Origin of the sequence: Flavobacterium aquiphilum, from assembly GCF_027111335.1 — a bacterium.
GTDB classification, from domain to species: Bacteria; Bacteroidota; Bacteroidia; order Flavobacteriales; family Flavobacteriaceae; genus Flavobacterium; species Flavobacterium aquiphilum.
Genome location: NZ_CP114288.1, coordinates 4,715,444 through 4,741,581 on the forward strand (window position 1 = coordinate 4,715,444; position 26,138 = coordinate 4,741,581).

The 26,138-nt window shown below is 34.7% G+C and carries 22 protein-coding genes; 13 read left to right on the top strand and 9 right to left on the bottom strand.

Annotated features, from left to right (window positions below; genetic code table 11):
* The first annotated feature begins 153 nt into the window (after positions 1-153).
* Positions 154-636 carry a DUF1761 domain-containing protein gene (locus tag OZP12_RS19095; protein WP_349293560.1) on the top strand — a complete coding sequence of 161 codons (483 nt, stop codon included), beginning with the start codon at positions 154-156 and terminating at the stop codon, positions 634-636.
* A 56-nt stretch (positions 637-692) separates the two neighbouring features.
* Here the strand turns inward: OZP12_RS19095 and OZP12_RS19100 are convergent, their stop codons facing one another.
* Positions 693-974: a 4a-hydroxytetrahydrobiopterin dehydratase gene (locus OZP12_RS19100; RefSeq protein ID WP_281226673.1), complete on the bottom strand. Its 282-nt coding sequence runs from the start codon at positions 972-974 to the stop codon at positions 693-695.
* 182 nt (positions 975-1,156) lie between these two features.
* On the opposite strand from OZP12_RS19100, the gene OZP12_RS19105 reads away from it, so the two are divergent.
* Complete coding sequence (locus OZP12_RS19105; protein ID WP_281229094.1) at positions 1,157-2,308, top strand: peptidogalycan biosysnthesis protein; 1,152 nt, start codon at positions 1,157-1,159, stop codon at positions 2,306-2,308.
* A gap of 110 nt (positions 2,309-2,418) precedes the next feature.
* Here OZP12_RS19105 and OZP12_RS19110 read toward each other — a convergent pair whose 3' ends face one another.
* A complete protein-coding gene (locus OZP12_RS19110; protein ID WP_281226674.1) occupies positions 2,419-4,326 on the bottom strand; it encodes an ABC-F family ATP-binding cassette domain-containing protein in 1,908 nt (635 codons plus the stop codon).
* A gap of 74 nt (positions 4,327-4,400) precedes the next feature.
* Between OZP12_RS19110 and OZP12_RS19115 the strand changes: the two genes are divergently transcribed.
* Complete coding sequence (locus OZP12_RS19115; RefSeq protein ID WP_281226675.1) at positions 4,401-4,784, top strand: DUF983 domain-containing protein; 384 nt, start codon at positions 4,401-4,403, stop codon at positions 4,782-4,784.
* On the opposite strand, the gene OZP12_RS19120 is transcribed toward OZP12_RS19115, so the two are convergent.
* The 7 genes from OZP12_RS19120 to topA all read right to left on the bottom strand — a co-directional run bounded on the left by OZP12_RS19120 (position 4,781) and on the right by topA (position 14,661).
* Entirely contained in the window at positions 4,781-5,839 is a 1,059-nt protein-coding gene (locus tag OZP12_RS19120; protein WP_281226676.1) for an NAD(P)/FAD-dependent oxidoreductase, read from the bottom strand. The genes OZP12_RS19115 and OZP12_RS19120 overlap by 4 nt on opposite strands.
* A 77-nt stretch (positions 5,840-5,916) precedes the next feature.
* Positions 5,917-6,894 carry a type IX secretion system ring subunit PorN/GldN gene (gene porN, locus OZP12_RS19125; protein ID WP_281226677.1) on the bottom strand — a complete coding sequence of 326 codons (978 nt, stop codon included), beginning with the start codon at positions 6,892-6,894 and terminating at the stop codon, positions 5,917-5,919.
* Between the two features lie 49 nt (positions 6,895-6,943).
* Positions 6,944-8,503, bottom strand: coding sequence for a type IX secretion system motor protein PorM/GldM (porM, locus tag OZP12_RS19130; protein ID WP_281226679.1), 1,560 nt, complete (start codon positions 8,501-8,503; stop codon positions 6,944-6,946).
* A gap of 52 nt (positions 8,504-8,555) precedes the next feature.
* Positions 8,556-9,182, bottom strand: coding sequence for a type IX secretion system motor protein PorL/GldL (porL, locus tag OZP12_RS19135; protein WP_281226680.1), 627 nt, complete (start codon positions 9,180-9,182; stop codon positions 8,556-8,558).
* Between the two features lie 54 nt (positions 9,183-9,236).
* Positions 9,237-10,643 carry a T9SS ring complex lipoprotein PorK/GldK gene (gene porK, locus OZP12_RS19140; protein ID WP_281226681.1) on the bottom strand — a complete coding sequence of 469 codons (1,407 nt, stop codon included), beginning with the start codon at positions 10,641-10,643 and terminating at the stop codon, positions 9,237-9,239.
* A gap of 268 nt (positions 10,644-10,911) precedes the next feature.
* Complete coding sequence (locus OZP12_RS19145) at positions 10,912-12,063, bottom strand: formimidoylglutamase (protein WP_281226682.1); 1,152 nt, start codon at positions 12,061-12,063, stop codon at positions 10,912-10,914.
* A gap of 78 nt (positions 12,064-12,141) precedes the next feature.
* On the bottom strand, positions 12,142-14,661 hold the full coding sequence (gene topA / locus OZP12_RS19150) for a type I DNA topoisomerase (protein WP_281226684.1): 2,520 nt from the start codon (positions 14,659-14,661) through the stop codon (positions 12,142-12,144).
* A gap of 540 nt (positions 14,662-15,201) precedes the next feature.
* Here topA and OZP12_RS19155 point away from each other — a divergent pair.
* The 10 genes from OZP12_RS19155 (at position 15,202) to groL (ending at position 26,119) form a co-directional block, all read left to right on the top strand.
* Positions 15,202-16,785, top strand: a complete 1,584-nt coding sequence (locus tag OZP12_RS19155; protein ID WP_281226685.1) for a glycerol-3-phosphate dehydrogenase/oxidase — start codon at positions 15,202-15,204, stop codon at positions 16,783-16,785.
* Between the two features lie 128 nt (positions 16,786-16,913).
* The gene (locus OZP12_RS19160; protein ID WP_281226686.1) at positions 16,914-17,870 is read left to right on the top strand and encodes a hypothetical protein; all 957 of its coding nucleotides are present in this window, start codon (positions 16,914-16,916) and stop codon (positions 17,868-17,870) included.
* 697 nt (positions 17,871-18,567) lie between these two features.
* Entirely contained in the window at positions 18,568-20,013 is a 1,446-nt protein-coding gene (gene miaB, locus OZP12_RS19165) for a tRNA (N6-isopentenyl adenosine(37)-C2)-methylthiotransferase MiaB (protein WP_281226687.1), read from the top strand.
* 55 nt (positions 20,014-20,068) lie between these two features.
* Complete coding sequence (locus OZP12_RS19170; protein WP_281226688.1) at positions 20,069-20,458, top strand: GxxExxY protein; 390 nt, start codon at positions 20,069-20,071, stop codon at positions 20,456-20,458.
* A gap of 299 nt (positions 20,459-20,757) precedes the next feature.
* Positions 20,758-22,017, top strand: a complete 1,260-nt coding sequence (locus OZP12_RS19175) for a sigma-54 interaction domain-containing protein (RefSeq protein ID WP_281226689.1) — start codon at positions 20,758-20,760, stop codon at positions 22,015-22,017.
* A 96-nt stretch (positions 22,018-22,113) separates the two neighbouring features.
* Complete coding sequence (locus OZP12_RS19180; RefSeq protein WP_281226690.1) at positions 22,114-22,617, top strand: LptE family protein; 504 nt, start codon at positions 22,114-22,116, stop codon at positions 22,615-22,617.
* 80 nt (positions 22,618-22,697) lie between these two features.
* Positions 22,698-23,657 (top strand): tetratricopeptide repeat protein, encoded by a 960-nt coding sequence (locus OZP12_RS19185; RefSeq protein WP_281226691.1) that lies wholly within the window; start codon positions 22,698-22,700, stop codon positions 23,655-23,657.
* Between the two features lie 11 nt (positions 23,658-23,668).
* On the top strand, positions 23,669-23,998 hold the full coding sequence (secG, locus tag OZP12_RS19190) for a preprotein translocase subunit SecG (RefSeq protein ID WP_281226692.1): 330 nt from the start codon (positions 23,669-23,671) through the stop codon (positions 23,996-23,998).
* Between the two features lie 149 nt (positions 23,999-24,147).
* Complete coding sequence (locus OZP12_RS19195; RefSeq protein ID WP_281226693.1) at positions 24,148-24,423, top strand: co-chaperone GroES; 276 nt, start codon at positions 24,148-24,150, stop codon at positions 24,421-24,423.
* A 64-nt stretch (positions 24,424-24,487) separates the two neighbouring features.
* Positions 24,488-26,119: a chaperonin GroEL gene (gene groL / locus OZP12_RS19200; RefSeq protein WP_281226694.1), complete on the top strand. Its 1,632-nt coding sequence runs from the start codon at positions 24,488-24,490 to the stop codon at positions 26,117-26,119.
* Positions 26,120-26,138 lie beyond the last annotated feature (19 nt).

Consider the following 26,138-nt stretch of genomic DNA (forward strand, 5'->3'; position numbering starts at 1 on the left):
AAAATTCCATAAAATAGCAAAATAATCGATGAATTACATTTATTTTAATTTATTAAGATATTTTTCTTACTTAATTTTGAATTTTACAAAAATAATAGTTTCCAAAAAAATACTTACATTTGATTGATAACCTTAAAACCTAAAATTATGGAAATGAATTGGATCGCAGTTTTTGTCAGTGCATTAGCAACATTAGTAGTTGGATTTATTTGGTATAATCCCAAAGTATTTGGTACAGTATGGATGAATGAAACAGGCCTTACCCGTGAGGAACTCCAAAAAGGGAATATGTTGAAAATTTTTGGATTAACTTATTTTTTCTCACTTCTCATTGTCATAGTTGAAATGACATTGACAATACATCAATCAGGAGCCGTGAGTATGGTTGGGGGATTTGCAAAAGTAAATGAAGCGCTTCCTTCTTTCAAAGCCTTTATGGCCGATTATGGTACTGCATTCCGAACATTCAAACATGGAGCTTTTCATGGATTCATTTCCGGTTTATTTTTTGCTTTTCCTGTAATTGCAATAAATGCTTTATTCGAAAGAAAATCTTGGAAATATATTTGGGTTCATGCCGGTTTTTGGATAGTTAACTTAACTATTATTGGTGCAATAATCTGCGCTTGGCTGTAAATCAACAATAAAATAGAATAAGCCTTATTTCAGTAAAATATTGAAATAAGGCTTTTTTATTGGAACAAACTTTCTATTTGACCGGCCAAATCGAAATCTTTTGTAGTTACCCCTCCTGAATCGTGAGTATTCAACCGTATGTTTACCTTATTATACACATTAAAAAGCTCTGGATGGTGATTCATTTTTTCAGCAAAAACACCAACCTGAACAATAAACGCTAACGCCTGCGAAAAATTCTTGAACTTAAAATCCTTTTCTATCGCATTCTCTTTAAAACGCCATTCGCTTAAATTTTCTAAAAATGGGCCTGCTGTTTCTTCATTATAAGTTTGCATAATCATTTCTTTTCTATAAAGTTAGACAAAAGATACTGAGATTCAAAGTTTCTATACAACTCATTCCATCGGATTATTGATCAAATGCAATTTCTTTAAAAAATATCGCGCCAAAGAAACTTAATAACAATTCTAGATAAAATTAACTTTATTGGCTAAATTTGAATAAATTCTTACCTCATTTGAAAACAGCACTTTCATACCAAATATACGAGTCAACAATTCAACTTCCTGAAAACTGGAATACTCTAGCTTCTAAAAATATCTTTTTATCCAAAGAATATTTTGAAATTTTAGAAAAGTCGGCTCCAACTAATATGATTTGCCACTATATAAGCCTTTTTAAAGATCAAAACTTGGTAGGCATAGCTATCTCACAATTTTTGGATTTAAACAAATTGGAATCATTTGGAGACAGAGATCGATGTGTAAAATCATCTGTTCGAAAATTCATTTTGAAAAACTTTTCTTCACATGTATTACTTATCGGCAATAACATGCTCACAGGACAAAATTCATTTATTTTTTCCGATTCCATCTCAACTGCCGAAGGCATAAAAACCTTAAAAAAAGCAACCAACGATTTGAAATCTAAATTTAAATCTATGGGCAAAAAAGTACACATTACTACTTTTAAAGATTACACCCAAAAGGATGTAGAAGAATTCACTACGGAGGTTTTTAAAAAAAATTATAAATACTGTATTCAGCCTAATATGACTTTTGACATTCGGGATGAATGGAAATCAGAACAGGACTATATCAATTCTCTAACCAAAAAATACCGTGATCAATACAAAAGAGCACGAAAAAAAGCAGAAGGAATCGAAAAGAGGAAATTGCATTTGGAAGACATTATCAGGCATGAAGAAATCATTTACGACCTCTATCATCATGTTGCCCAAAATGCGCCTTTCAATACTTTTTTCCTGAGCAAAAACCATTTTAGGGTTTTTAAAGAAATATTAAAAGACAAGTTCTTATTCTATGGTTATTTTTTGGATGGAAATCTGATTGGTTTCAACACATTGATTAAAAACGGCGACACAATTGACACCTATTTTTTAGGCTACGACGATACGGTCCAAAGGGAAAAAATGCTGTATTTAAACATGCTTTACGACATGATTGCTTATTCTATTAATAAAGGATTCAAAGAAATTATTTTTGCCAGAACCGCTTTGGAAATTAAAAGTTCTGTTGGGGCAAAACCTATAGAAATGTACGGTTTTATGGAACACAGTAATTCAAGGATAAACAAACATGTTTCTAAAATATTCCCAAAATTGGAACCTGAAATTATTTGGAAGGAACGAAATCCTTTTAAGGAGTAATTTTAGAGGGAAGAAAATAGAAGATATAATATAATTCGATTAAAAACAGAAAGCGAAATCAAATCAATATGACAAGATTTCGCTTCTTTTTTCTATGTTCTAACCTCTATCTACAACGCATCAATTTCTTCCTGAACAATTTCCCATTCAGCGAGCAATTTTTCCAATTCCTCTTTCTTTTTATTGTATGCCATAAAAAAGGAAGCATCTTCTATATGTTTATCATAATTAGAAGCCAACATTTTATCATCGTGCTGAATATCCTTTTCCAGCTGACTAATTTGACTTTCTATTTTACTCAAACGGTTTTGTAAAGTCTTGTTTTTCTTTTGGTCTTCATAAGAGGCTTTATTGCTTTCTTTTGCAACGGCAGCTTTTGCAACATCCTTTTTCTCAACCTCACGCATATTTTCCAAGTTGCGTTGCTCCAAGAAATAATTGATATCCCCTAAATATTCTTTGATTCTTTGATCCTTAAACTCATAAACGATATTGGACATTCCCTGAAGAAAATCCCTATCGTGAGAAACCAAAAGTAACGTACCACCAAACTTCTGCAAAGCCGCTTTCAATACATTTTTAGACTTAATGTCCAAGTGGTTGGTAGGCTCATCCATCAACAAAACATTGATAGGTTGCAACAATAATTTACATAATGCCAAACGGTTTCTTTCGCCCCCGGAAAGCACTTTCACCTTTTTCTCTACATCATCTCCACGGAACAGGAATGAACCCAACATATCACGAACTTTCATTCGGTTCGAGTCCAACGCAGCGTCTTCCATCGTTTGCAACAAAGTAAGTTCACCGTCAAGATACTCTGCTTGATTTTGGGCAAAATATCCCAATTGCACATTGTGCCCTAATTTTATTGAGCCCTGAAATTCAAATTCATTGACAATCGCTTTAATAAAAGTTGATTTTCCTTGTCCATTTTGACCAACAAAAGCAATTTTGCTACCACGTTCCACCAATAAATCAATGTCCTTAAGAATGATTTTATCACCATAACTTTTACCCACATTTTCGGCTTCAATTACAACCTTACCAGGTTCTTTGGAAACCGGGAACGAAATATTCATCACCGAGTTATCATCCTCATCTACTTCAATACGCTCAACTTTATCTAACTTTTTGATTAAAGATTGTGCCATTGAAGATTTGGTAGCGCTATATCGAAATCTCTCAATCAGTTTCTGTGTTTCTTCAATTTTCTTAGCTTGGTTCTTTTGTGTAGCCAATTGTTTTTCTCGAAGCTCTTCACGCAATTCCAAATATTGGGTATATGGTTTATTGAAATCATAAGCCTTACCCAAAGAAATTTCGATTGTTCTATTGGTTACATTATCCAAAAACATCTTATCGTGCGAAACAATAACGACAACACCAGGATAATTTCGCAAGAAGTTTTCTAACCAAATGATACTTTCTATATCCAAGTGGTTCGTAGGCTCATCCAGCAATAAAACATCATTGGACTGTAACAGCAATTTGGCCAACTCAATACGCATTCTCCAACCTCCCGAAAAAGTTTCAGTTTGATTATCAAAAACCTCACGTTTAAAACCTAATCCTAAAAGTATCTTCTCAGTATCACCAACATAATTATATCCGCCCAACAATTCAAAACGATGTGTATAATCAGATAAATCTTCAATGATTTGACTGTATTCTTCACTTTCATAATCGGTTCTTGTTACCAATTGATGATTGATTTCAGCCAACTTTTTTTCTACAAATTTAATTTCGGTAAAGGCTTCATAGGCTTCTTCAAGTACCGTTCTTCCTTTTTCAAAATCAATATCCTGACGTAAAAAACCCAATTTAATTTCCTTTTCCTGAGAAATCACCCCAGAATCAGGAGCAACATCCTTTGCAAGTATTTTGAGCATTGTCGATTTTCCCGCTCCATTCTTTCCAACAAGTCCCACTCGGTCACCCGCACCTAAACGAAAAGTCACTTCTTCGAACAAATAAGTCCCACCAAACGAAACCGATAAATTATGTATATTAAGCATGTATTATTATTTTATTCCTATATGAATTAGTAAATTTGTTCTTTCTAAAAACAGAAAAATTAAATTTTTTGCAAATGTTAAAAAAAGGATCCAAATTATATAGCATTTTAACAGGAACTTGTCCAAAATGCATGAATGAGAGCATGTATGTAGACAAAAACCCTTATCATTTAGGCTCAGTACTTAAGATGCATGAAAATTGTAGCCATTGCGGACTGAAGTATCAAATCGAACCTTCCTTTTTTTATGGAGCAATGTATGTAAGTTATGGCGTCAATGTAGCAATTGGAATTGGAACTTTTATCGTTTCCTATCTAATGTTGAAGGCCAGCATACAAACTTCTTTTATAGCAATAATTGCCACAATGATTGTTCTTTACCCATTAGTCTTAAGATGGTCCAGAAATATCTATATCAATATGTTTGTTTCCTATGACCCAACCACAAAAAAAGATTAGGACTTTCTTTCCCTTCTTTTAGCAAATCTGGTAATATCAATTTCTTTATCCAAAGCGATATGATTTTCGATATTATCGTACAGAGCTTTTGCCATCGCAGGACCAATCATTACCCCTCGGGTTCCCAATCCATTCAATATATGTACATTTTTGCGTTCAGCATGCGTCCCCACTAAAGGTCTTCGGTCACTAACTGTTGGCCGGACACCAGCATAGTGTCTAATAATTTCAAAATCACAATTGATTATTTCTTGAATTCTTTCTATCAATTCTGTTCTACCTTCATCAGTAGGTAAATTAGTTTTATCTTTCCAATTATAAGTTGCACCAACTTTAAACAAATCATGTCCCAAAGGCAAAATAAAAACACTAGTATTGACAATAACATCAAGTTTCAAATCAGGTGCTTTAATAATAAACAATTCTCCCTTTGTTCCATCTAAAGGTAAATCATTAAAGAAAGGATTGGCATGCATTCCAAAACCTTCGGCAAATATGATATGTTTTGCATCTATACCTTTATACGACAAACCATCTTCAGTAAAAACTAAAGCATTATAATCAAAGGTTTCATTTCGTAAAAGTTTTTTAGACAAAAGAAAATTATGATATTCTAAAACCAACAAAGCAGTATCAACATATCCGGTCTTTAATACTTCACCATAACCGAACGGAGAATCAATACCTTCAAAAGTTTTAAAAATTAAAGAGGTCGATAAAAAAGGGGCTAAAGTTGGTTTATCTGAAGCTGTAAACCAATTATTCTGCTCTTCTACAGAGAAAAACTTCCTCAAAATAGGTATTTTAAAATTAACTTCCGACTTAATTTTACCACCAAGATTTGAATAAAAATTTTCCATCAGCTGCAATTGCTCTTGAGCCTGCCAAACTTCACTAAAGCGCTTTAGAATTACAGGATTGTATAATCCACCAGCAATTTTAGATGAATTTTGAGAATCATCATTAAAGACTATAATATCCTTATTATTCATCAAGGCAAAATCTGCAAAAGAGATACCGGCCAATCCGGAGCCAACAATTATATAATCAACCATAAATAAAACAATAATTATAAAAAAGAAAAACTCTTACTTTTTCAAAGTAAGAGTTTTCATTGTTATTCATTAGGAAATTAGTAATTCCACATATCGTGTTCAAAATCACGGATTTTATCTTTTATTCTATCCGATTCCAATAACTGATTCAATGCATTTTCGTTAATGTATTCGGTAATCAAACGGTCACCATACACATTTTCTTCTTTGTAGATAACTCCGCTAAACTGACGTGAATCAAGTATTCTATCAAAAGAGACAGGCATAGCTGAATTTTTCTCATTGAATGCCAAGTAACCATGCAAATAATCACGAACCGAAGGATAAAATATCCAAAACAAATCGATATAATCAGCATTATCATTACCAACTTCTCTAGCCTCAGGAGCTACAGGACAAATACCTAGCAAACGATATTTCAATTCACTTTGACGTTTATCAAAATACCAATATCCTTTTAATCTATATCCTGTAATATCTTGAGCAGTAAGTTCTCTTTTATCAATAAACTGAGGATCTAAAACTTTAGCTGGTCCTGCAGGCAACATTACTTTTACCTTTTTACCTTTTACAGTTTTATAGCCAACTTTTTCTTTTGGAAAATATAAGTCTCTATTTGCATTTACTTCCTCTCTACCGGCATTGGTTGTATCAATATAAGTAAATGAACTACTCATATCTTTAAACGTTTTTTTGGTATTAAAATAATCATCAGCATACACTTCAGTTATTTTATTAGTCTTAATACCTTTAATCAAAACATCAAACAATGACCTTCTGTCTTTTCCAATATTCGTAGAATCGATTGGGAAATAAAGAGGGAAATTAAAACGCTCACTCAAATCGACAATTTCCCATACTGTCTTCCCCATCAAAATATCCCTGTCATCTACATAACCGTAGGCTAAAGGCTTATCATTATCAAGAGATACTTGAGATTGAGTTTTCTTTCCAATTTGATCAGGAGTTTTTGCATTCAACAAATTTGACTGCGCAAATGAAGAAAAACCTCCCACAACAAATGCTATAACTGCAACTAAATTTTTAGTCTTCATCTTTATTAATTATTAAGTTATTTAAGTAGATCTAAAGGCAACTTAAACATTATTGTATTTCGAAAATTACAGGAGCTGTTCTTGAAAGCATGATATCAGATCCAACCAATTTAGTTTTAATATCTGAAATCGTAACCATATCACCTCTTGTAGCTCTAGCCATTGCAGCTTTACATTGAGCATTTACTCTGTCTCCTGAAACAATTACCGCAGCTTGTCCGGGTACTTTAAATGTAAATCCTACTACGTTCAATTGAACATTGAAATCAAAATCAAGTAATTTAGCAGAAACTTGAGAAACTTCTAAACGAGATTTAGCTCCTTTAACAGTTCCCACATCACCAGCAATTGCACCGACTGGAGCAGGAATACCTTTAATTCTGAATGCTCTTCTGTCAGACACTTTAGAACCATCAGGTAAAGTACCTGTCACATTAATTACAACTTCAGAACCTTGACCTGGATTCATGTTATAAGCTCCTGCCTTGCCTGCTGAACTTAAACCTGGAGCTGATGCAGATACTTTATCAGGAGAAATTCCAGCAAATGAAATTGTCATCGGGTTAATAACCCCTCTATAAACCACATTCATTTTATCAGCAGAAATAGTTGCAGAATTCGGTTTTGGAACTACAACGTAATTTCCTTTAATTGGAATAGCTACCGGTTTACCATCTTCCATAAAAGTAAAGTTACCATTAATGTCATGTTCTCCAACATTACCAGCTCCAAAACTAAAATCAACTTGACCATCGTGTAAAGCTGAACCCAGATTCAAATTACCTCCGTTAACTACAACTTTTGTAGGAACTGTTGATTTATCAAAACGTCCCAAAACAATCTTTCCTTTTACAGCCTCTCCAGCGAAGAAAGCAGATTTTTCAGGAATTACAATTGCAGTATAGTTTTTCATAGAAGCTGCAGCAACTGCTGTTGATCCAGTCAATCTACTCAAAATTTGATTTTCAATTGTATTAACATCATTTTGAATTGCAGTTAATTTAGCAACAGAAGCGATAAGAGGGAAATGTTTAAAATTATAATCTAAATTATTTTTTTTCACACCTTCTCTATCTACTACATCACCAGTATTGAATTTTGTATTAAATTCAGTAGCAATATCTTTAAATTTAGGATCATTACCAATTGCAGATTTAATAGCAGCTTTGTAAGTCTCTACAGCTGCAACAACTTCTTTTCCTTTTGCAGATAAACCATCTCCACTAAACCATGATTCATCTAATTTTGATGAATTATCCATAGTTTCATAAGGCAATTTACCATTTTCTTCTCTTTTAATATCTTTAGTGAAACCTGTTTTTAAAGTTTCAACATATTTATAAAAAGTAGTAGTTGCTACGTCAACTTTTTTCCCTATTTCATTAGGAGCTTTATATTGCTCAGGTTTATCTTGAGCTTTAACATCCAAATCTGCCAAAATAGCTTCATTCGTAGATAACGCTAAATTATTTGCAGTTTCGAATCTTTCGTTGATTAATCCAAAGGCAGATAATACTTCTTTGGACATGTTTAATGCTAACATTGCAATGAAAACCAAATACATCAGGTTAATCATCTTCTGTCTAGGGGTTAATTTTCCTCCTGCCATTTTTTCTAATTAGTTTATTATTTAATATTATAATATATAGTTAAAAAACTAATTATCCTTTATTACTCATAGCAGAAAGCATACCGCCATATACATTGTTCAAAGATGCAATATTTGCTGTCATTGATTGCATTTGCTCTTTTAATTTACTTGCATTTTCAGCAATTTCTTTGTTAGCCTCAGCATTTCTTGAAGCACTTTCCAATTGTACTTTATACAAGCTATTTAAAGACTCCATTTGAGCAGCAGCCATAGACAATTCTTCGCTGTATTTTTTTGTTGCTGCAATTGAATCTACAGTAGGAGAAATGTTTTTTGAAGCATCTTCAAAATTTCTAATACTGTTTCCAAGACTACTCATTAATGCACCGTCAATTTTAGCTTCTTTCAACATTGCATCCAATTTTGATGACAACATTCCATCAACTTCATCAGAAGCTGGTTTTTTATCAGATTTCTCCCCACCTGCCAATTCAGGATACACTAAAGACCAATCTAATTCATGTTCAACTGGCTCAAATGCCGATAGAGCAAAAATGAAAGCTTCTGTACAAAGACCAATTATTAATAATGCACTAGCGCCCGGATAATGTTGAATTTTAAATAGGGCTCCGATAATTACTACTGCCGCTCCCATACCATAGGTAAAATTCATTGCTTTTTTGCTCAATAATGCCATTTTTCAAAAATTTTTAAAGTTAATTTAATAGGTTATATTTATTTAAAGATTAGGTTATTTTTTACTGTTACCGGTTGTTTTAGTTCCCATATAATCTTGAACTGTTCTAAATCCGATGTAACTTCTAGACGAATCTGCATACTCAAATGCACGGGTACTTACTTGAAGGAAATAAGCAACGTCTTTCCACGATCCTCCTCTTACAACTTTACGTTTGTTAGAGTTATCAATAACTGCAGGGTTCATTGTAGACACAAATTCATAAGCATTAGCATCGTAAGCAGAATCTGTCCATTCAGATACGTTACCAGCCATGTTATACAAATTATATCCATTTGGCTCATAAGATTTTGCCTCTACTGTATACAACGCCTGATCTGCAGCATAATCACCTCTGTTAGGTTTAAAATTAGCCATGAAACATCCTCTATCGCTTTTTGCATAAGGACCTCCCCATGGAAAAGTAGCTGATTCAAGACCTCCTCTGGCCGCGTATTCCCATTCTGCTTCAGTAGGCAATCTAAATGAGTTTACGTTATCAACATGGTTTTTCTTAGATTTCAAGTAACTGTTTTTATTCAAAGTTCTCCACTCACAAAAAGCTTTTGCTTGAACCCATGTCACACCAACTACAGGATACTCTCCATAAGCTTTGTGCCAAAAATAATCATTGTGCATTGGCTCGTTATATGAATACGAGAAGTCTTTTATCCAAACTGTAGTATCAGGATACACCTTCACTTCCTCTGTTTTTAAGAAATCTTGTCTTTTACCCACTTTTGCTTTAGCAGCAGCCTGAATATCCATCCAAGTATAACGGAATTTCAACTTATTAACATCGATTGTTCTCAATCCATTATAAGAAGCTTCCAAAGGCAAATACATAGAATCCATTACTTCTGCGTAATATTCATCCGGGTATTTTTTTACATCTTTTACTAATTTAACCTTTCTATTCAGTCTCTTATAAGCGTTTGGATCTTTTTCAGTACCTATGCTGTAGTAATTATCATACATGTACTTATCGTAGGCAGTCATTTTTTCAGGATTCGAGTTGTTATTACTGAAAGCATAATCAGCTATACTACCAGAATTTTTACCGCCTTTACCATTAGCAGGAGCGCTTTGCCCACTATCTTCAGCTAAGATAGCCAAACGTAAACGAATTGTAGAATCTTTTACCCATTCTACAAACTGACGATATTCGCTATTTGTAATCTCTGTTTCGTCCATGTAAAATGCTCTAACAGTTACTGTCTTTGTTGGTGCATCAGCAACATTAGCTACATCATCATCAGATTTACCCATGATATACGATCCACCAGGAACTAAAGTCATACCATATGGTTTTTCCGGATGCCACTTAGATCCTTTCACACCGACCAACTCTCCTTTGTCGCTTGATCTACCACAGCTAATCAACACTGTTAAAATTGCTGAAAATGCAATAATTTTCTTCATAAAAATCGGGGGATTATCAATTTATTATTAATAGTATCGCAAACGTATTTATTTTTTATCTAAAAAACAATTCTTTACGACCACTTATTATTTGTTCAAATGTATATTAAAATTTCTTAAAAAAAAACATTTTATCGCCTAAGTGCTAAAAAAGTCCGACAAAAAACATCATTTTTAAAATTTTGTAAGTATATCGTAAATATTTCTAATATTCATATAAAATTAACAATTTTAATATAAAATCATTAACTTAATTTTTTCTTAAAGTCTAAAGAACGTTTTTTCTCTGAGCTTTCCACCATCTTTCAGGCATTTCTTGATTACAGGCTGCCAAATATTCGTCGTATGAACACGGTAACAACGAATTTTTTTTCAGTTTATTATAAGTACTCGATGTAAATGGTATTTCTATCCACCAACGGTCAGTTTTATCACTTTTATAGAATACTAAATCCTCTTCTTCAAGCGGAACAATATATTTTAAATAATTATCACGACTCCCAAAAGGATACTCATTAGACCTATAATGATAACCTTCTACAAAGTACCAAACTATCTGTGCAATAATCACTGCTTCCTGACTGGAATTATTATGATTAAAGACACCGAATGAACTAACTTTATCACTTATTCCTGCATATCGAGCCAAAGAACATATTTCTTTTCCATTAAAACCATTCGGGTTGAAAACAGTAAAATTTCCAGAATCCGACGATTTCACAGAATTCAAATCCACACTCACAACATCTGCATCTCTAAAAACAGGTTCAGAAATTGAAATATTATTCGAAACTTCACCCAAACGATACGCATCAAAAAACAACTTATCTATCAAGTCAATCTCCTCCTGCGAATTATAATAAGTTTGGTAGCCAATATTACAAAAATTAAACAAGTTATTAGGTTCGTCAATAATAATTTTAGTTAAAAAAGAATCTGCACTTATTGCCTCATTTTCCTTACCAAAATCGAACTTACTATCAATAGAAACAAGGTTCACCATTTGCTCCAAATCATCATAAGCTCTATACAAAGCATAAGTCAAATCCTGGGAACCTCCAATAATAATAGGTATGATTCTTCTTTTTATCAGACTTGAAGCTATTTTTTTTAGTGCAAAAAAGGAATCCTCTTTTGAATTTCCAGGAAGAATATCACCAAAATCAGCAATTGAAAGATTCCAATTACCAGGAAACATTCCGTATAATTCTTTCCGAATTGCACTTAAGTTCACCTCAGAACTAGCTTTTTTATTTCCACGATTTTCAAGAACACCAATTATTGCAATATCAATTTTATCTAAATCCGGTAGCACCTCATTAGTATGCATAACTATCTTACTACCCAAGTGCTGAGCAGACAACCCAAAAACATAGTTAATAAATTCCTGATCTAATGGTTCTAAAAAATCAAACTCCATTCTTTTGTTTACTTTATTACTTTCTAGTATTGGCTATTTAACTAACGAAAAAAAACAGTATTAATTGAATTCAATTTTTTATTTCTTCTTAGCAACCGCTTTTTTAGCGGCAGGTTTCTTTGTTGCTGTAGTTTTCTTAGCAGCAACTTTTTTGGCAGGTGCTTTCTTGGCAATCATTTCCTGAACTTCAGCCAATGTCAATTTAGTGGCATCAACATCTTTGCTCAATTCAATTTTGATTTTTCCTTTTGTTATCACCGAACGACCCCAACGGGCTTTTTCAACCAATATTCCCTCTTCTTCCCAATTATGAAGCACTTTATCAATATTCTTCTGCAATTTATCTTCAATCAATTCTTCGATATCAGCTTGTGATAAATTATCAAAATTATATTTCTTGCTTACATTAATGAAAATTCCATTCCATTTAATAAAAGAACCAAAACGCCCAACTCCTCTTTGAACACCTTCTCCTTTATAAACGGCGATAGGTGCATCGGCAGCAGCTTTTTCATCAATTAATTCCTGAGCTCTAACCATCGAAACATCCAAAGGATCCTCTCCTCTTGGCAAAGAAATAAAAAGACTTCCGTGACGCACATAAGGCCCATAACGACCATTGCTCACTTCTACTTCTTCTCCTTTATATATACCAAGATTTTTTGGAAGCAAAAATAAATTCAGCGCTTCCTCCAAAGTAATATTTCCAATATTTTGTTCGTTTCTAAGACTTGCGAATTTTTTGTCCTCATCTTCGGAATCACCAATCTGTGCCATTGGTCCAAACTTACCTAAACGAACAGAAACCGGTTTTCCGGAATCAGGGTCAATCCCCAATATTCTTTCCCCACTTTCCCTGTCAGCATTGGCTTCTACATCTTTTACCGTTGGGTGAAAAGTGTTGTAGAACTCCTGCATCATCTTAGTCCACTCGATATTACCTTCAGCAATTTCATCAAAATCGTGTTCTACTTTTGCAGTAAAATTATAATCCAAAATATTCCCGAAATTCTTCACCAGGAAATCAGTAACGATCGTACCAATATCCGTAGGAACTAATTTTCCTTTATCGGAACCAGTGTTTTCCTTAAGCATTTTCTCCTCCAACTTCCCTGATTGCAAAGTCAATTGAGTATAATTGCGCTCCACACCTTCTAGATTTCCTTTCTCAACATAATTTCTGTTGATGATCGTAGAAATTGTTGGTGCATAAGTAGAAGGACGACCAATTCCAAGCTCTTCTAATTTTTTCACCAAAGAAGCCTCTGTGTATCGTGCTGCCGCTCTTGAATATCTTTCGGTTGCCGTAATATAATTATTTTGAAGTTTCTCATTAACTTTCAAAGCAGGCAACAAACCTTCTTGTTCTTCTTCTTCTTCATCATGCCCTTCAAGATACACTTTCAAAAATCCTTCAAAAAGCAAAACTTCTCCAGATGCAGTAAAATGTTCACCATGATTGTTGGCCTCAATTTTTACATTGGTACGTTCCAATTTGGCATCGCTCATTTGCGAAGCCAAAGTTCGTTTCCAAATCAAATCATACAAACGTGCTTGGTCTCTGTCAATATTTACCGAATGTAATGACATGTCTGTCGGACGAATCGCCTCGTGAGCTTCTTGCGCCCCTTTACTCTTATTGGCAAAAGTTCTCGGATAAGCATACTCTTTTCCGTATGATTTGATAATTTCTGCCTGAGCAGCATCCATTGCCTCTTTGGATAAGTTCACACTGTCCGTTCTCATATAAGTAATAAGTCCTGCCTCGTACAAACGTTGCGCCAACTGCATTGTAATACCTACAGGCAAATACAATTTTCTCGCCGCTTCCTGTTGTAAAGTCGAAGTTGTAAACGGAGCTGTTGGTGATTTTTTGGTAGGTTTTGTTTCCAAATCCGCTACCTTATATATAGAACCGATATTTTGTTTTAAAAATTCTTCGGCTTCTTTCTTTGTATTGAAATTTTTCGGAAGCTTGGCTTTGAAAGTCTTGCCCGCTTCATTTGCAAACTCGGCAACTACCGAATACGTGGCTACTGCAGTAAAGTTTTGGATTTCACGTTCTCTTTCGACAATTAATCGAACCGAAACCGATTGTACACGTCCGGCAGACAAACCTCCTTTTACTTTTCTCCAAAGAACCGGAGACAACTCGTAACCAACCAAACGGTCCAAAACTCTTCTCGCTTGTTGCGCATTGACTAAATTATAATCAATTTCACGTGGTTTATCAATAGCTTTAAGAATAGCAGTTTTAGTGATCTCGTGAAAAACAATTCGTTTTGTTTTCTCTTTTTTCAGTTTCAGTTCTTCCGCCAAGTGCCAAGAAATAGCCTCTCCCTCGCGGTCCTCATCACTTGCTAACCATACCATATCGGCATTTTTAGCTAAAGTTTTTAATTTGGACACTAATGCTTTTTTATCCGAGGAAACTTCATATTTGGGTGTAAATCCATTTTCGACATCAACACCAATTTCCTTTGAAGGTAAGTCGGCAATATGCCCATAACTTGATTCTACCTGATACTCAGTTCCTAGAAATTTTTCGATTGTTTTAGCCTTTGCGGGGGACTCAACTATCACTAAATTCTTTGCCATCTTGCTATTGTTTGAATCGCAAAAGTAATTTTTTTTTTTAAATATCAACCTTTCATTGATTTTAAATACCAATTAAATCGGCAGATGGCACATTTCAACAACTCAACTCGTTGCAATTACGCTTTTTATAAATATTGACTTAACATTTTTGTAATCAAAAAATAAACGAAACGATTATCCTTTTTAGGAGCAAGAACATTTGGCGTTTTTCAGAAAGTATCCTCCCGCTTTACACTGCAATCTCTTGTCTTGAACCCCAAGACAAGAGGATTTTCGTTTCAATCGGGGCTAAATGAAAACATTTTTCCTTTTTTACAAACAACAATACTTCAATATCGACAAAGATTGGCTTTCCCCTCTTTTAGAGGGGTGGCTGCAAGCCGGGGTGTTTTATTCATCATCCTTTCAACCACCCCACCCTACGGGCACCCCTCCGAAGGAGGGGAAATGAAAAACCAATTATAAATTTTCAAAATAGCGCATCCTTAAAATTATTTAGTTAAATTTACTACAAGCCCAATCAACCAACAAAACTATTTAATGAACCGAAACGAAGAACTCGAAAAACTCAAACAAGACCAAATTTGGGACTTTATCATAATTGGCGGTGGCGCCAACGGTCTCGGCGTTGCTGTTGATGCCGCAAGCAGAGGTTACAAAACCATTTTGCTCGAAGCCGTGGATTTTGCCAAAGGCACTTCAAGCCGAAGCACAAAACTAGCCCACGGCGGCGTCCGATATTTAGAACAGGGCAATATTGCATTGGTTATCGAAGCCTTAAGAGAAAGAGGTTTGATGGAAAAGAACGCAGGCCATTTGGTCAAAAACGAATCGTTCATCATTCCAAACTACAATTGGTGGGGCGGTTATTTCTATACTTTCGGACTCAAATTATATGATTTGCTGGCGGGAAAACTAAGCCTTGGAAGTTCCCGATATTTATCAAGACAGAAAACTCAGGAGTTAATGCCATCGATAGAACCCAAAGGACTTCAAAGCGGTGTGCTCTATCACGACGGTCAGTTTGACGATTCCCGCTTGGCAATTAACCTTGCTCAAACCGCTATCGAAAAAGGAGCTTGCATTCTCAATCATATTAAGGTAACCAAATTATTAAAGGACAAAAAAAAACATATCACCGGAATAATTGCCGTTGACCAAATATCAAACGAAGAATATTTACTACAAGGCAAAGTGGTGATTAACGCAACCGGAGTTTTTACCAATGCAATCATGAAAATGAACGATAGCGTTTATAAAAAATACATTGTTCCGAGTCAGGGGATTCACTTGGTTTTTGACAAATCGTTTTTACCTGGCGAACATGCCCTAATGATTCCAAAAACAAGTGACGGAAGAGTTCTTTTTGCAGTTCCCTGGCACGATAAAATTGTCGTGGGAACTACGGATACTTTGGTAAAAAAATCGAATATTGAACCTATAGCCTTGGAACAGGAAATCGAATTTGTGTTGAAAACAGCCCAAAAATACCTAACCAAAAATCCAAGCCGAGCCGATGTTCTTTCTGTTTTTGCGGGATTAAGACCATTAGCAGCTCCCGAAAAAAAAGGGCAAAGCACCAAAGAAGTTTCCCGAAGCCATAAAATAATTGTGTCCAAAACCGGATTAATCTCCATCACGGGAGGAAAATGGACCACCTACCGACAAATTGCCGAAGAAATAATCAACAAAGCCATTGAAGTTCATAAATTAAACCCGAGCAAATGTATGACTGCTCATTTACCCATCCACGGAAACAAGAAAAACAACGCTGCTGATTTTGAAAATCATCTTTTCATTTACGGAACCGACAGTGATGCTATTTTGCAATTACAGGAAAACCAACCTGAACTAAAAGAAAAATTACATCCCGATTACAATTACACTTTGGCCGAAGTCATTTGGGCAATCCGCAAAGAAATGGCAATCACAGTCGAGGATGTTTTAGCAAGACGTGTTCGCCTCTTGTTCCTTGACGCCCGAGCCGCAATTACAAGTGCCGATAAAGTCGCCCACTTAATGGCAAAAGAACTAAATCACGATGAAATTTGGATTCAAAATCAATTAGCCCAATTTAAGATTGTAGCGAATGGTTTTTTATTGAAGGAGTTTAGGGTTTTGTAAGAAATCATTATATTTGACTACTAAGAATATTTTATTCCCATCGGATCTATACTCCCAATTAAATATGATAGGGGTTTATTTCATAAGACTTAAAAAAGATTTGGTAATATTTTACCAAAAAACTGAAAATGAGAAACATCCTAATAATTATTATACTTTTCAATATTTTAACTTGCAAAGCTCAAAGGCATGAGAAAATTACGATTTCCAAAACCGATGCTTCTGAATTATACGTAAATGATGAAGACTCAACAGAACTTTTCTACTATAAATTTGTTCCAAAAACAAAAATAAAAGGAGTATTAGTAATTTTACCTTCTGGCGGTGAAATTATCGAAAACACATTAAAACAAATAACTCTTCACAAATTTGCAATCAAAAAAGGAATTATGGTAATTGTTCCCTCGATAAATTGGGGGACAGATAACCGAGAAGCGGAATTCACAGTTCTTGACAAAATATTCAATGAAATTGTTGAAACATACAAAATACCGAAAGATAAATTTATCATCGGCGGGCTTTCGAGTGGCGCAATGCTTTCTTTAACTTATGCAGAACAAGCAGTTAAAACCCCTGAAAAGCATTTTTTAATTCCTAAAGGAGTATTTGCTTTAGACGCTCCATTAGATAAAGCAAGGTTTTATAAATATTGCGAAAGAGAAATACAAAGAAATATTTATCAACCAGCTGTAGACGAAGCAAAATGGATAAAAAATAATTGTGATAGTATTTATGGTGGTTCTCCAGATATATTCCCTGAAAAATATATAGAAAATTCTATTTATTCTTATGGCGCCAAAGATGGTGGAAATGCAAAATACTTAAAAAATATGCCTCTTTTAACGTTCACAGATTTAGACACGGATTGGTTAATTAATCAAAGACATCGCGATTTAAATGACTGGAATGGAATTGACATAATCTCAATGATAAATCAATTAAAAATAATGGGAAATGAAAAAGCAAAAGTCATAGTCAGCCAAGGAAAAGGTGTTAGATTAGACGGAACAAAAAATCCACATTCCTGGTCAATTATGGATTCTGAAATTTGCCTGAAATGGATTTTAGAATTATTTGAAAAATAAAACATCTCCCGCTCCGCAAAGTCCCCTACTTTGCGTTTTTTTTAGTTCTTTAAATCATTTAGACTAGTCAAAAGTCTCCCGAATTTCCCATAAAACCCTTTGCAAACCAATTGATCCTGTCCTATTAATAAAACACCGTTTTAATTTTTAATAAATTCACAATCTAAGTCATTGCGAGGAACGAAGCAATCACGTTCGCTTTGCCTTTTTCTCCATTTACGATTTGGTGTTTCTCCTCTTTACGTGATTGCTTCGTTCCTCGCAAAGACCAAACTAGTCGATAATTAAATACAAACGTGCAAAAGATTTACAAATCCTTTTCTGAAAAGCAACTCCCCTAGCCCCGATTATAGTGAAAAGCCCGGAGTCCCGATGGCTTACATTTTTATGTAGAGGCAAAGCGACCAACGGAAGCTCTTGTAAATACATAAAAAATGTTGCCTACGGGACGAGGACTTGTAACGGAAAGCGGGAAACAGCTACTTAATGATTTCAGATTTTTGATTTTAGAACTAAAAGCCGATAAGGCTAAGTAAAATAACTTCTTTTGAAATTAGTCTTTCAAAATCATAAATCGGTCCCGATAATTATCGGGATTAATCTTCAATCTAAAATCCTTTATTTTTTGTTAATTCTTAGGCTGACATCTTGTCATAATCATCGTTTTTACCTTATATTTGCGGTTTGAAAACGCCTTATGGAAAAGATAATCGAAGAAAGCAAACAAGGAAACAGCCTTGTTCTGGAACATAAACCTGAGAATGCTAAAAAACTGTATATAGAAAGCTACGGCTGTGCGATGAATTTTTCGGACAGTGAAGTTGTGGCTTCCATATTATCCGGAAACGGATACAACACCACCCAAGTCTTGGAAGAAGCTGATTTGGTTTTGGTAAATACCTGCTCGATTCGCGACAAAGCCGAACAGACAATCCGCAAACGTCTTGAAAAATACAACGCTGTGAAACGCACAAACACAAAAATGAAAGTTGGTGTTTTGGGCTGTATGGCTGAGCGTTTGAAAAGTCAGTTTTTGGAGGAAGAAAAAATCGTTGATCTTGTGGTTGGCCCTGATGCCTACAAAGATTTACCTAATTTATTGGCTGAAGTCGAAGAAGGAAGGGATGCTATCAATGTGATTTTGTCCAAAGAAGAAACTTATGGGGATATTTCGCCTGTTCGATTAATGAGCAACGGAATCACAGCTTTTGTTTCCATCACGAGAGGTTGCGACAATATGTGTACGTTTTGCGTGGTGCCTTTTACCCGCGGACGTGAACGCAGCCGTGAGCCGAAAAGTATTATAAACGAGATTCAGGATTTGTCCAACAAAGGATATAAGGAAATCACGCTTTTGGGACAAAACGTTGACAGTTATTTATGGTATGGCGGTGGACTGAAAAAGGATTTCGTCAATGCAACCGAAATGCAAAAAGCGACTGCTGTTAATTTTGACCAATTATTGGAAATGGTTGCGGTTACTTTCCCAAAAATGCGAATCCGTTTCTCGACTTCGAATCCGCAGGATATGCACGAGAGCATTTTACATATTATTGCCAAATACAACAATATTTGCAAACACATTCACCTGCCGGTTCAATCGGGTAGCGACCGTATTTTGAAAGAGATGAATCGTTTGCACACCAGAGAAGAATACATGACCTTGGTCGATAAAATCTATTCTATTATTCCAGGTGTTGCCATAACACAGGATATGATCGCCGGATTCCCAACAGAAACTGAAGAAGATCACCAAGACACTTTGAGCTTGATGGAATATGTGAAATATGATTTTGGTTATATGTTCGCCTATTCAGAACGTCCAGGAACATTGGCTGGAAGAAAAATGGAAGATGATATCCCTGAAGAAACCAAACTTCGCAGATTACAGGAAATTGTTGATTTACAAAGAGAACACAGTTTGATAAGAACACAAGCATTTGTGGGACAAACGGTTGAAGTTTTAATCGAAAAAGCTTCAAAAAGATCCGAAGATGAATGGTCTGGACGAAATTCTCAAAACATAGTTGTGGTTTTCCCGAAAGAAAATTACAAAGTAGGTGAATTTGTAAATGTGAAAATTACTTCTTGTACCGCTGGTACTTTGAAAGGAGAAGCGGTTGGATATTCTGAAATGAATTAATTTTCAACCACAAATTACACAAATTATCACAAATTTATTCGATTAAAAACTTAATATGACTGACTTTAATGAGTATTATTACAAAAAGGATGAGAACTATAAAATCATTGGTCTTTGCATGGAAGTTCATCGATTACTAGGTCCCGGATTACTTGAAATAGTTTACAAGGATGCATTAGAAATAGAATTTAAAAACAACAAAATTCCATACGAAAGAGAAAAAGAATATGCAGTAGAATACAAAGGAATTATTTTACCTCATAAATTTTATGCTGACTTTGTAGTATATAGCGACATTATTCTCGAAGTAAAATCAATAAAAGAGATTAGTAATGATCATCTTGCACAAACATTAAATTATATGAAACTAGCGGATACTCCTGTTGGAATCATTGCAAATTTTCAAAACAAATCATTAGTTCATAAAAGATTGATAAACACATAAAATTTTAATTTGTGAAAATTTGTGTAATTTGTGGTTAAAAAAACTTATATATCTAACATGTCCAAGAAAAACATACTTATCGCATTAATTACTTTCATAATTGGATTTGGAACAACGTTCTATGTTATTAGAACCTATTTTCCAAAACATAAAGTTGAAAAAACTACTGTTCAAAAAAACACAGTAACACACGAGCGATAGCGAACTGACGAAGTAAATTCCAAAAAGTAGCTACCTACAAATTAAATAGTTTTTAACTTTTAAACATTTAAACTGTTTTAAACTTTAAACCTCCAAAAATGGAAACAGTTCAATCAATAAAACAGCGCTTTGAGATTATTGGGAATGACCCAAAGCTCAATCGTGCGATAGAAAAAGCCATTCAGGTTGCCCCTACTGATATTACGGTTTTGGTAGCAGGTGAAAGTGGTGTGGGAAAAGAAAACATCCCTAAGATTATCCATTCCTTATCACATAGAAAACACGGAAAATATATTGCGGTAAACTGTGGTGCCATCCCCGAGGGAACAATCGACAGCGAACTTTTCGGTCACGAAAAAGGCGCTTTTACAGGAGCCACCAGCACCCGTGAAGGTTATTTTGAAGTAGCCAATGGCGGTACTATTTTCCTTGATGAAGTTGGAGAATTACCCCTTACTACACAAGTACGTCTGCTACGTGTTTTGGAAAATGGAGAATTCATAAAAGTAGGTTCCTCACAAGTTCAAAAAACCAACGTTAGAATTGTGGCAGCAACCAATGTCAATTTATTCAAAGCCATCGAAAAAGGAACATTCCGCGAAGATTTATATTACCGTTTGAGTACGGTGGATATTCAATTGCCTCCTCTTAGAGAACGAAAAGAAGATATTCATTTGTTGTTCCGAAAATTTGTTGCCGATTTTGCCAACAAATATAAAATGCCTCCTTTGAAACTTGATGAAGGAGCTATTTTGCTTTTGCAAAAATTCCGCTGGAGTGGTAACATCCGTCAGTTGCGAAATGTAGCTGAACAGATTTCGGTTTTGGAAACCAACCGGGATATTACAGCTGCAACTTTACAAACGTATTTACCTAACGAAGACAGCAACTTACCATCGGTTATTAAAGACAAAAAAAGCGACAGCGATTTCAATACCGAAAGAGAGATCTTATACAAAGTTCTTTTTGACATGAAAAGCGATTTACATGATTTAAAAAAACTGACTTTAGAATTAATGCAAAGCGGAAGTTCCAATGTTCAGGAAGCCAACAAATCACTTATCAAAAAAATATACGGCTCCAAAGAAGAAGACAGCGAAATAGATTTCGAAGAAGAACCAAGAACTTCTTTTATATCCAATTCGAATATAGAGCAAGATTACGAAGAGCAAGACAACAACAATTATCTTTTGGCCGAAACTATTGAAGAGGAAGAAGTATTGAAGCTTGAGCAAAAAGAAATCGAAATGATTAAAAAATCATTAGAGAAAAACAAAGGAAAAAGAAAAGCCGCAGCAGATGAGTTAGGTATTTCAGAACGTACTTTGTATCGAAAAATAAAGCAATTTGATTTATAGTATCACAAAAAACAAATTCCGAATTTCGATATTGAAAATTCATATATTTGAAAATAATTATAGATTCCAATCACAATTGGAATTGTCAAACATCTTATGAAAAAAGCACATTATCTATTAATACTAATCAGTTCATTCCTCCTAAACAGTTGTTCGGTTTATAACTTTACAGGAACTGGTAAAATTGATGCCAAAACCTATCAGGTGAATTTCTTCCCAAACAATTCTGAATTGATTGAACCGGGAATCGATAGGAATTTCACCCTTACATTACAGGACTTGATTCAGAATCAAACCAATTTACATTTGGTAAAAAACGGAGGAGACTTAACCTATGAAGGAGAAATAATAGATTATCACATCAGCCCGATGACGGCAACTGCCGATCAAAAAGCAGCTCAAAACCGTTTAAAAATAAGGGTAAATGTTAGATTTACCAATAAAAACAAGGAAGCTGATGATTTTGAGAAAGTTTTCGAATTTTATCATGATTATCCTGCGAGCCAGCAGTTGACCGGAGCGACGAAAGATGCGGCCATCAAAGAAATTTTTGAAAGAATCACACAGGATATTTTCAATGATTCTCTTGCAAAATGGTAAGAAGTAAGTAATCAGATTGCAGTTTTCAGTGTTCTTATTTAAAAAAAGAATACTACCCAAAAAGAATAAACATTTAAAAAATGAACATTAGTAGCTACAATTATTTATTAAATCAACCTGAAGAAATCAACGATATTCAAACGGTGGCTTTGGAAAAAGTGCTTGATGAATTTCCATACTTTCAAAGTGCGAGAGCCTTGCGTCTTAAGGGGCTTTATAATCAAAATAGCTACAAATATAATTTTGCATTAAAAATAGCAGCAGCACATACTACTGATCGTAGTGTACTATTTGATTTCATTACTTCTGAGTCTTTTACGGCTATTCAAAGAAAAACATACGAGAGAAAAATACAGGAGCTCCTTAATATAACTGTTATTGATAGTCAGATTGTCGAAAAAGAAGAAATAGCGCCAGTTGCTACAACTCCTTTGGAACATTCCATACTTACATCGATAAAAGAAGCGACTTCAAACACAGATTCACTTCATCCAATTACGTTTGAAAAAGTAGAAATCGACAAAAATGTTGAGCAATCCATTCTTGATTCCATTAAAGAAGCTACGCCAACTAACTCTGACGAAAAAATAACCGAAGCCGAAAAGAAATTAGAAATTGGAAAACCAATAGATTTTTCAAAATCAGAAACACACTCGTTCCATCAATGGCTTCAGCTTTCGAGGATACAACCTATAATACGTGAAACCCCGCAACAAAACAACAATATGGAAAAAGAACCCGAACCTATCGTTGACGAAAGCAAATTGAAGCAAGCAGCATTGATCGATAAATTCATTGAAACCAGCCCAAAGATACCACCGATTAAACCCGGAACTGTTTTCGCTCCAAATATTGACATCAACAAAGAAGACAATTCTTACCTGATGACAGAAACTTTGGCTAAAGTATATTTGGAACAAAAAAAATATCAAAAAGCCATTCAAGCTTATGAAATATTAATTTTGAAATATCCAGAAAAAAGTAGTTTCTTTGCAGACCGTATAAAAGATATTAAAATAATACAACAAAATAACAATTAATAATATAGAGTATGTTTTCAATTTTTTTAGTTTTAATTACAATAGTATGTTTTCTATTGATCGTAGTAATCATGGTTCAAAACCCTAAAGGTGGAGGATTATCTTCTACAATAAGTGGTTCTCAAATGTTAGGTGGTGTGCAAAAAACTACAGATTTCTTAGACAAAAGCACTTGGACATTAGCAACTATATTAATTGCTTTAATCTTACTTTCAGGTTTGAGTTTTACTGGGACTTTAAGTGATGCCGATTCAAAAATCATCGACAAAACTGAAACTGCTGCTCCAAAAACTCCAGCATCTGCACCTGCACAAAATGCGCCAGCGGCTCCTGCAAAATAAAAAATCATATAAAATAATACACAAAAATGCCAGCCTGTCAAAGCTGGCATTTTTTTTAAGAAAAAATGTCAGTTTTCAGCTCTTGGCATAATTTCTGAATAAGGAAAAACGTCAAATTAATTTAATAACATTTAAAATATCTTAACACTATGGCTTTAAACATTAAACCGCTTTCAGATCGAGTACTTATTGAGCCTGTAGCTGCAGAAACTCAAACGGCATCAGGAATTTTTATTCCGGACACAGCAAAAGAAAAACCACAAAAAGGAACTGTTGTTGCTGTAGGAAACGGGACAAAAGATCACGAAATGACCGTAAAAATTGGCGATACTGTCCTTTATGGAAAATATGCAGGAACAGAATTAAAATTAGAAGGAAAAGATTATTTGATTATGCGTGAAGACGACATTTTAGCAATCGTCTAATTAAAAGTATTAAACCAAAAAAATTAAGTATTAAAACAATTAGTAAGTTTAAACAAAAAGAGAAATGGCAAAAGATATAAAATTTGATATTGAAGCACGTGATGGATTAAAACGTGGCGTTGACGCATTAGCAAATGCAGTAAAAGTAACCCTAGGACCAAAAGGTCGTAATGTAATTATCGGAAAATCTTTTGGTGGCCCAACTGTAACTAAAGACGGGGTTTCTGTTGCAAAAGAAATTGAATTAAAAGACCCATTGGAAAACATGGGAGCACAAATGGTAAAAGAAGTAGCTTCTAAGACCAACGACTTAGCGGGTGACGGAACTACAACTGCAACTGTTTTGGCACAAGCAATCGTAAAAGAAGGTTTAAAAAACGTTGCCGCAGGAGCAAATCCAATGGACTTGAAACGCGGTATTGACAAAGCTGTTGAAGCTATTGTTGCTGATTTGGCTAAACAAACCAAAGTAGTAGGAAGTGATTCTGAAAAAATAAAACAAATTGCCTCTATTTCTGCAAACAATGACGAAGTAATTGGCGAATTAATCGCTAACGCTTTCGCAAAAGTTGGAAAAGAAGGTGTAATTACTGTTGAAGAAGCTAAAGGAACAGACACTTTTGTAGATGTTGTAGAGGGAATGCAGTTTGACAGAGGATATCTTTCTCCATACTTTGTGACTAATCCTGAAAAAATGGAGGCTGAACTAGACAGCCCTTACATCCTTTTGTATGACAAAAAAGTTTCTTCCCTAAAAGAATTATTGCCAGTTCTTGAGCCAGTAGCTCAATCAGGAAAACCGTTATTGATTATTGCCGAAGATGTTGATGGAGAAGCACTATCAACTTTGGTTGTAAACAAATTACGTGGTGCCTTAAAAATCGCTGCTGTAAAAGCACCTGGTTTTGGAGACAGAAGAAAAGCAATGTTGGAAGATATCGCAATCTTAACTGGTGGAACTGTAATCTCTGAAGAAAGAGGTTATACTTTAGAAAATACCACTATCGAAATGCTGGGAACTGCAAAAAGAGTTGCAATTGACAAAGACAATACAACTATCGTAAGCGGTGCAGGAGAAGCGGATATGATTAAAAACCGTGTAAACCAAATCAAAGGTCAAATGGAAACAACGACTTCTGATTATGATAAAGAAAAATTGCAAGAGCGTTTGGCTAAATTAGCTGGAGGTGTGGCTGTTCTTTATGTTGGTGCTGCTTCTGAAGTAGAAATGAAAGAGAAAAAAGACCGTGTTGACGATGCACTTCACGCTACCCGTGCGGCTGTAGAAGAAGGAATTGTTGCCGGAGGAGGTGTTGCTTTATTGAGAGCTAAAAATTCACTTAACGCTTTAAAAGCAGATAATGCTGACGAGACTACTGGAATCCATATTATTTCCCGCGCTATTGAATCTCCTTTAAGAACTATCGTTGAGAATGCGGGTCTTGAAGGTTCTGTTGTTGTTGCTAAAGTTACTGAAGGTTCAGGTGCTTTTGGATACAATGCTAAAACTGATGAATATGTAGATATGCTAAAAGCTGGTATCATCGATCCTAAAAAAGTAACTCGTATCGCATTGGAAAATGCTGCTTCGGTTGCTGGAATGATCTTGACTACAGAATGCGCTTTAATCGATATTAAAGAAGAATCAGCTGGAGCAGGCCACCCAATGGGCGGAGGTATGCCAGGAATGATGTAATAAATATTTCAAACAAAAA

Bases quoted from the DNA above. Each gene is read 5' to 3' on its own strand.
- OZP12_RS19095 (WP_349293560.1), top strand. From the start codon at position 154: ATGAATTGGATCGCAGTTTTTGTCAGTGCATTAGCAACATTAGTAGTT.
- OZP12_RS19100 (WP_281226673.1), bottom strand. From the start codon at position 974: ATGCAAACTTATAATGAAGAAACAGCAGGCCCATTTTTAGAAAATTTA.
- OZP12_RS19110 (WP_281226674.1), bottom strand. From the start codon at position 4,326: ATGCTTAATATACATAATTTATCGGTTTCGTTTGGTGGGACTTATTTG.
- OZP12_RS19115 (WP_281226675.1), top strand. From the start codon at position 4,401: ATGTTAAAAAAAGGATCCAAATTATATAGCATTTTAACAGGAACTTGT.
- OZP12_RS19120 (WP_281226676.1), bottom strand. From the start codon at position 5,839: ATGGTTGATTATATAATTGTTGGCTCCGGATTGGCCGGTATCTCTTTT.
- porN (WP_281226677.1), bottom strand. From the start codon at position 6,894: ATGAAGACTAAAAATTTAGTTGCAGTTATAGCATTTGTTGTGGGAGGT.
- porM (WP_281226679.1), bottom strand. From the start codon at position 8,503: ATGGCAGGAGGAAAATTAACCCCTAGACAGAAGATGATTAACCTGATG.
- porL (WP_281226680.1), bottom strand. From the start codon at position 9,182: ATGGCATTATTGAGCAAAAAAGCAATGAATTTTACCTATGGTATGGGA.
- porK (WP_281226681.1), bottom strand. From the start codon at position 10,643: ATGAAGAAAATTATTGCATTTTCAGCAATTTTAACAGTGTTGATTAGC.
- OZP12_RS19145 (WP_281226682.1), bottom strand. From the start codon at position 12,063: ATGGAGTTTGATTTTTTAGAACCATTAGATCAGGAATTTATTAACTAT.
- topA (WP_281226684.1), bottom strand. From the start codon at position 14,661: ATGGCAAAGAATTTAGTGATAGTTGAGTCCCCCGCAAAGGCTAAAACA.
- OZP12_RS19155 (WP_281226685.1), top strand. From the start codon at position 15,202: ATGAACCGAAACGAAGAACTCGAAAAACTCAAACAAGACCAAATTTGG.
- OZP12_RS19160 (WP_281226686.1), top strand. From the start codon at position 16,914: ATGAGAAACATCCTAATAATTATTATACTTTTCAATATTTTAACTTGC.
- miaB (WP_281226687.1), top strand. From the start codon at position 18,568: ATGGAAAAGATAATCGAAGAAAGCAAACAAGGAAACAGCCTTGTTCTG.
- OZP12_RS19170 (WP_281226688.1), top strand. From the start codon at position 20,069: ATGACTGACTTTAATGAGTATTATTACAAAAAGGATGAGAACTATAAA.
- OZP12_RS19175 (WP_281226689.1), top strand. From the start codon at position 20,758: ATGGAAACAGTTCAATCAATAAAACAGCGCTTTGAGATTATTGGGAAT.
- OZP12_RS19180 (WP_281226690.1), top strand. From the start codon at position 22,114: ATGAAAAAAGCACATTATCTATTAATACTAATCAGTTCATTCCTCCTA.
- OZP12_RS19185 (WP_281226691.1), top strand. From the start codon at position 22,698: ATGAACATTAGTAGCTACAATTATTTATTAAATCAACCTGAAGAAATC.
- secG (WP_281226692.1), top strand. From the start codon at position 23,669: ATGTTTTCAATTTTTTTAGTTTTAATTACAATAGTATGTTTTCTATTG.
- OZP12_RS19195 (WP_281226693.1), top strand. From the start codon at position 24,148: ATGGCTTTAAACATTAAACCGCTTTCAGATCGAGTACTTATTGAGCCT.
- groL (WP_281226694.1), top strand. From the start codon at position 24,488: ATGGCAAAAGATATAAAATTTGATATTGAAGCACGTGATGGATTAAAA.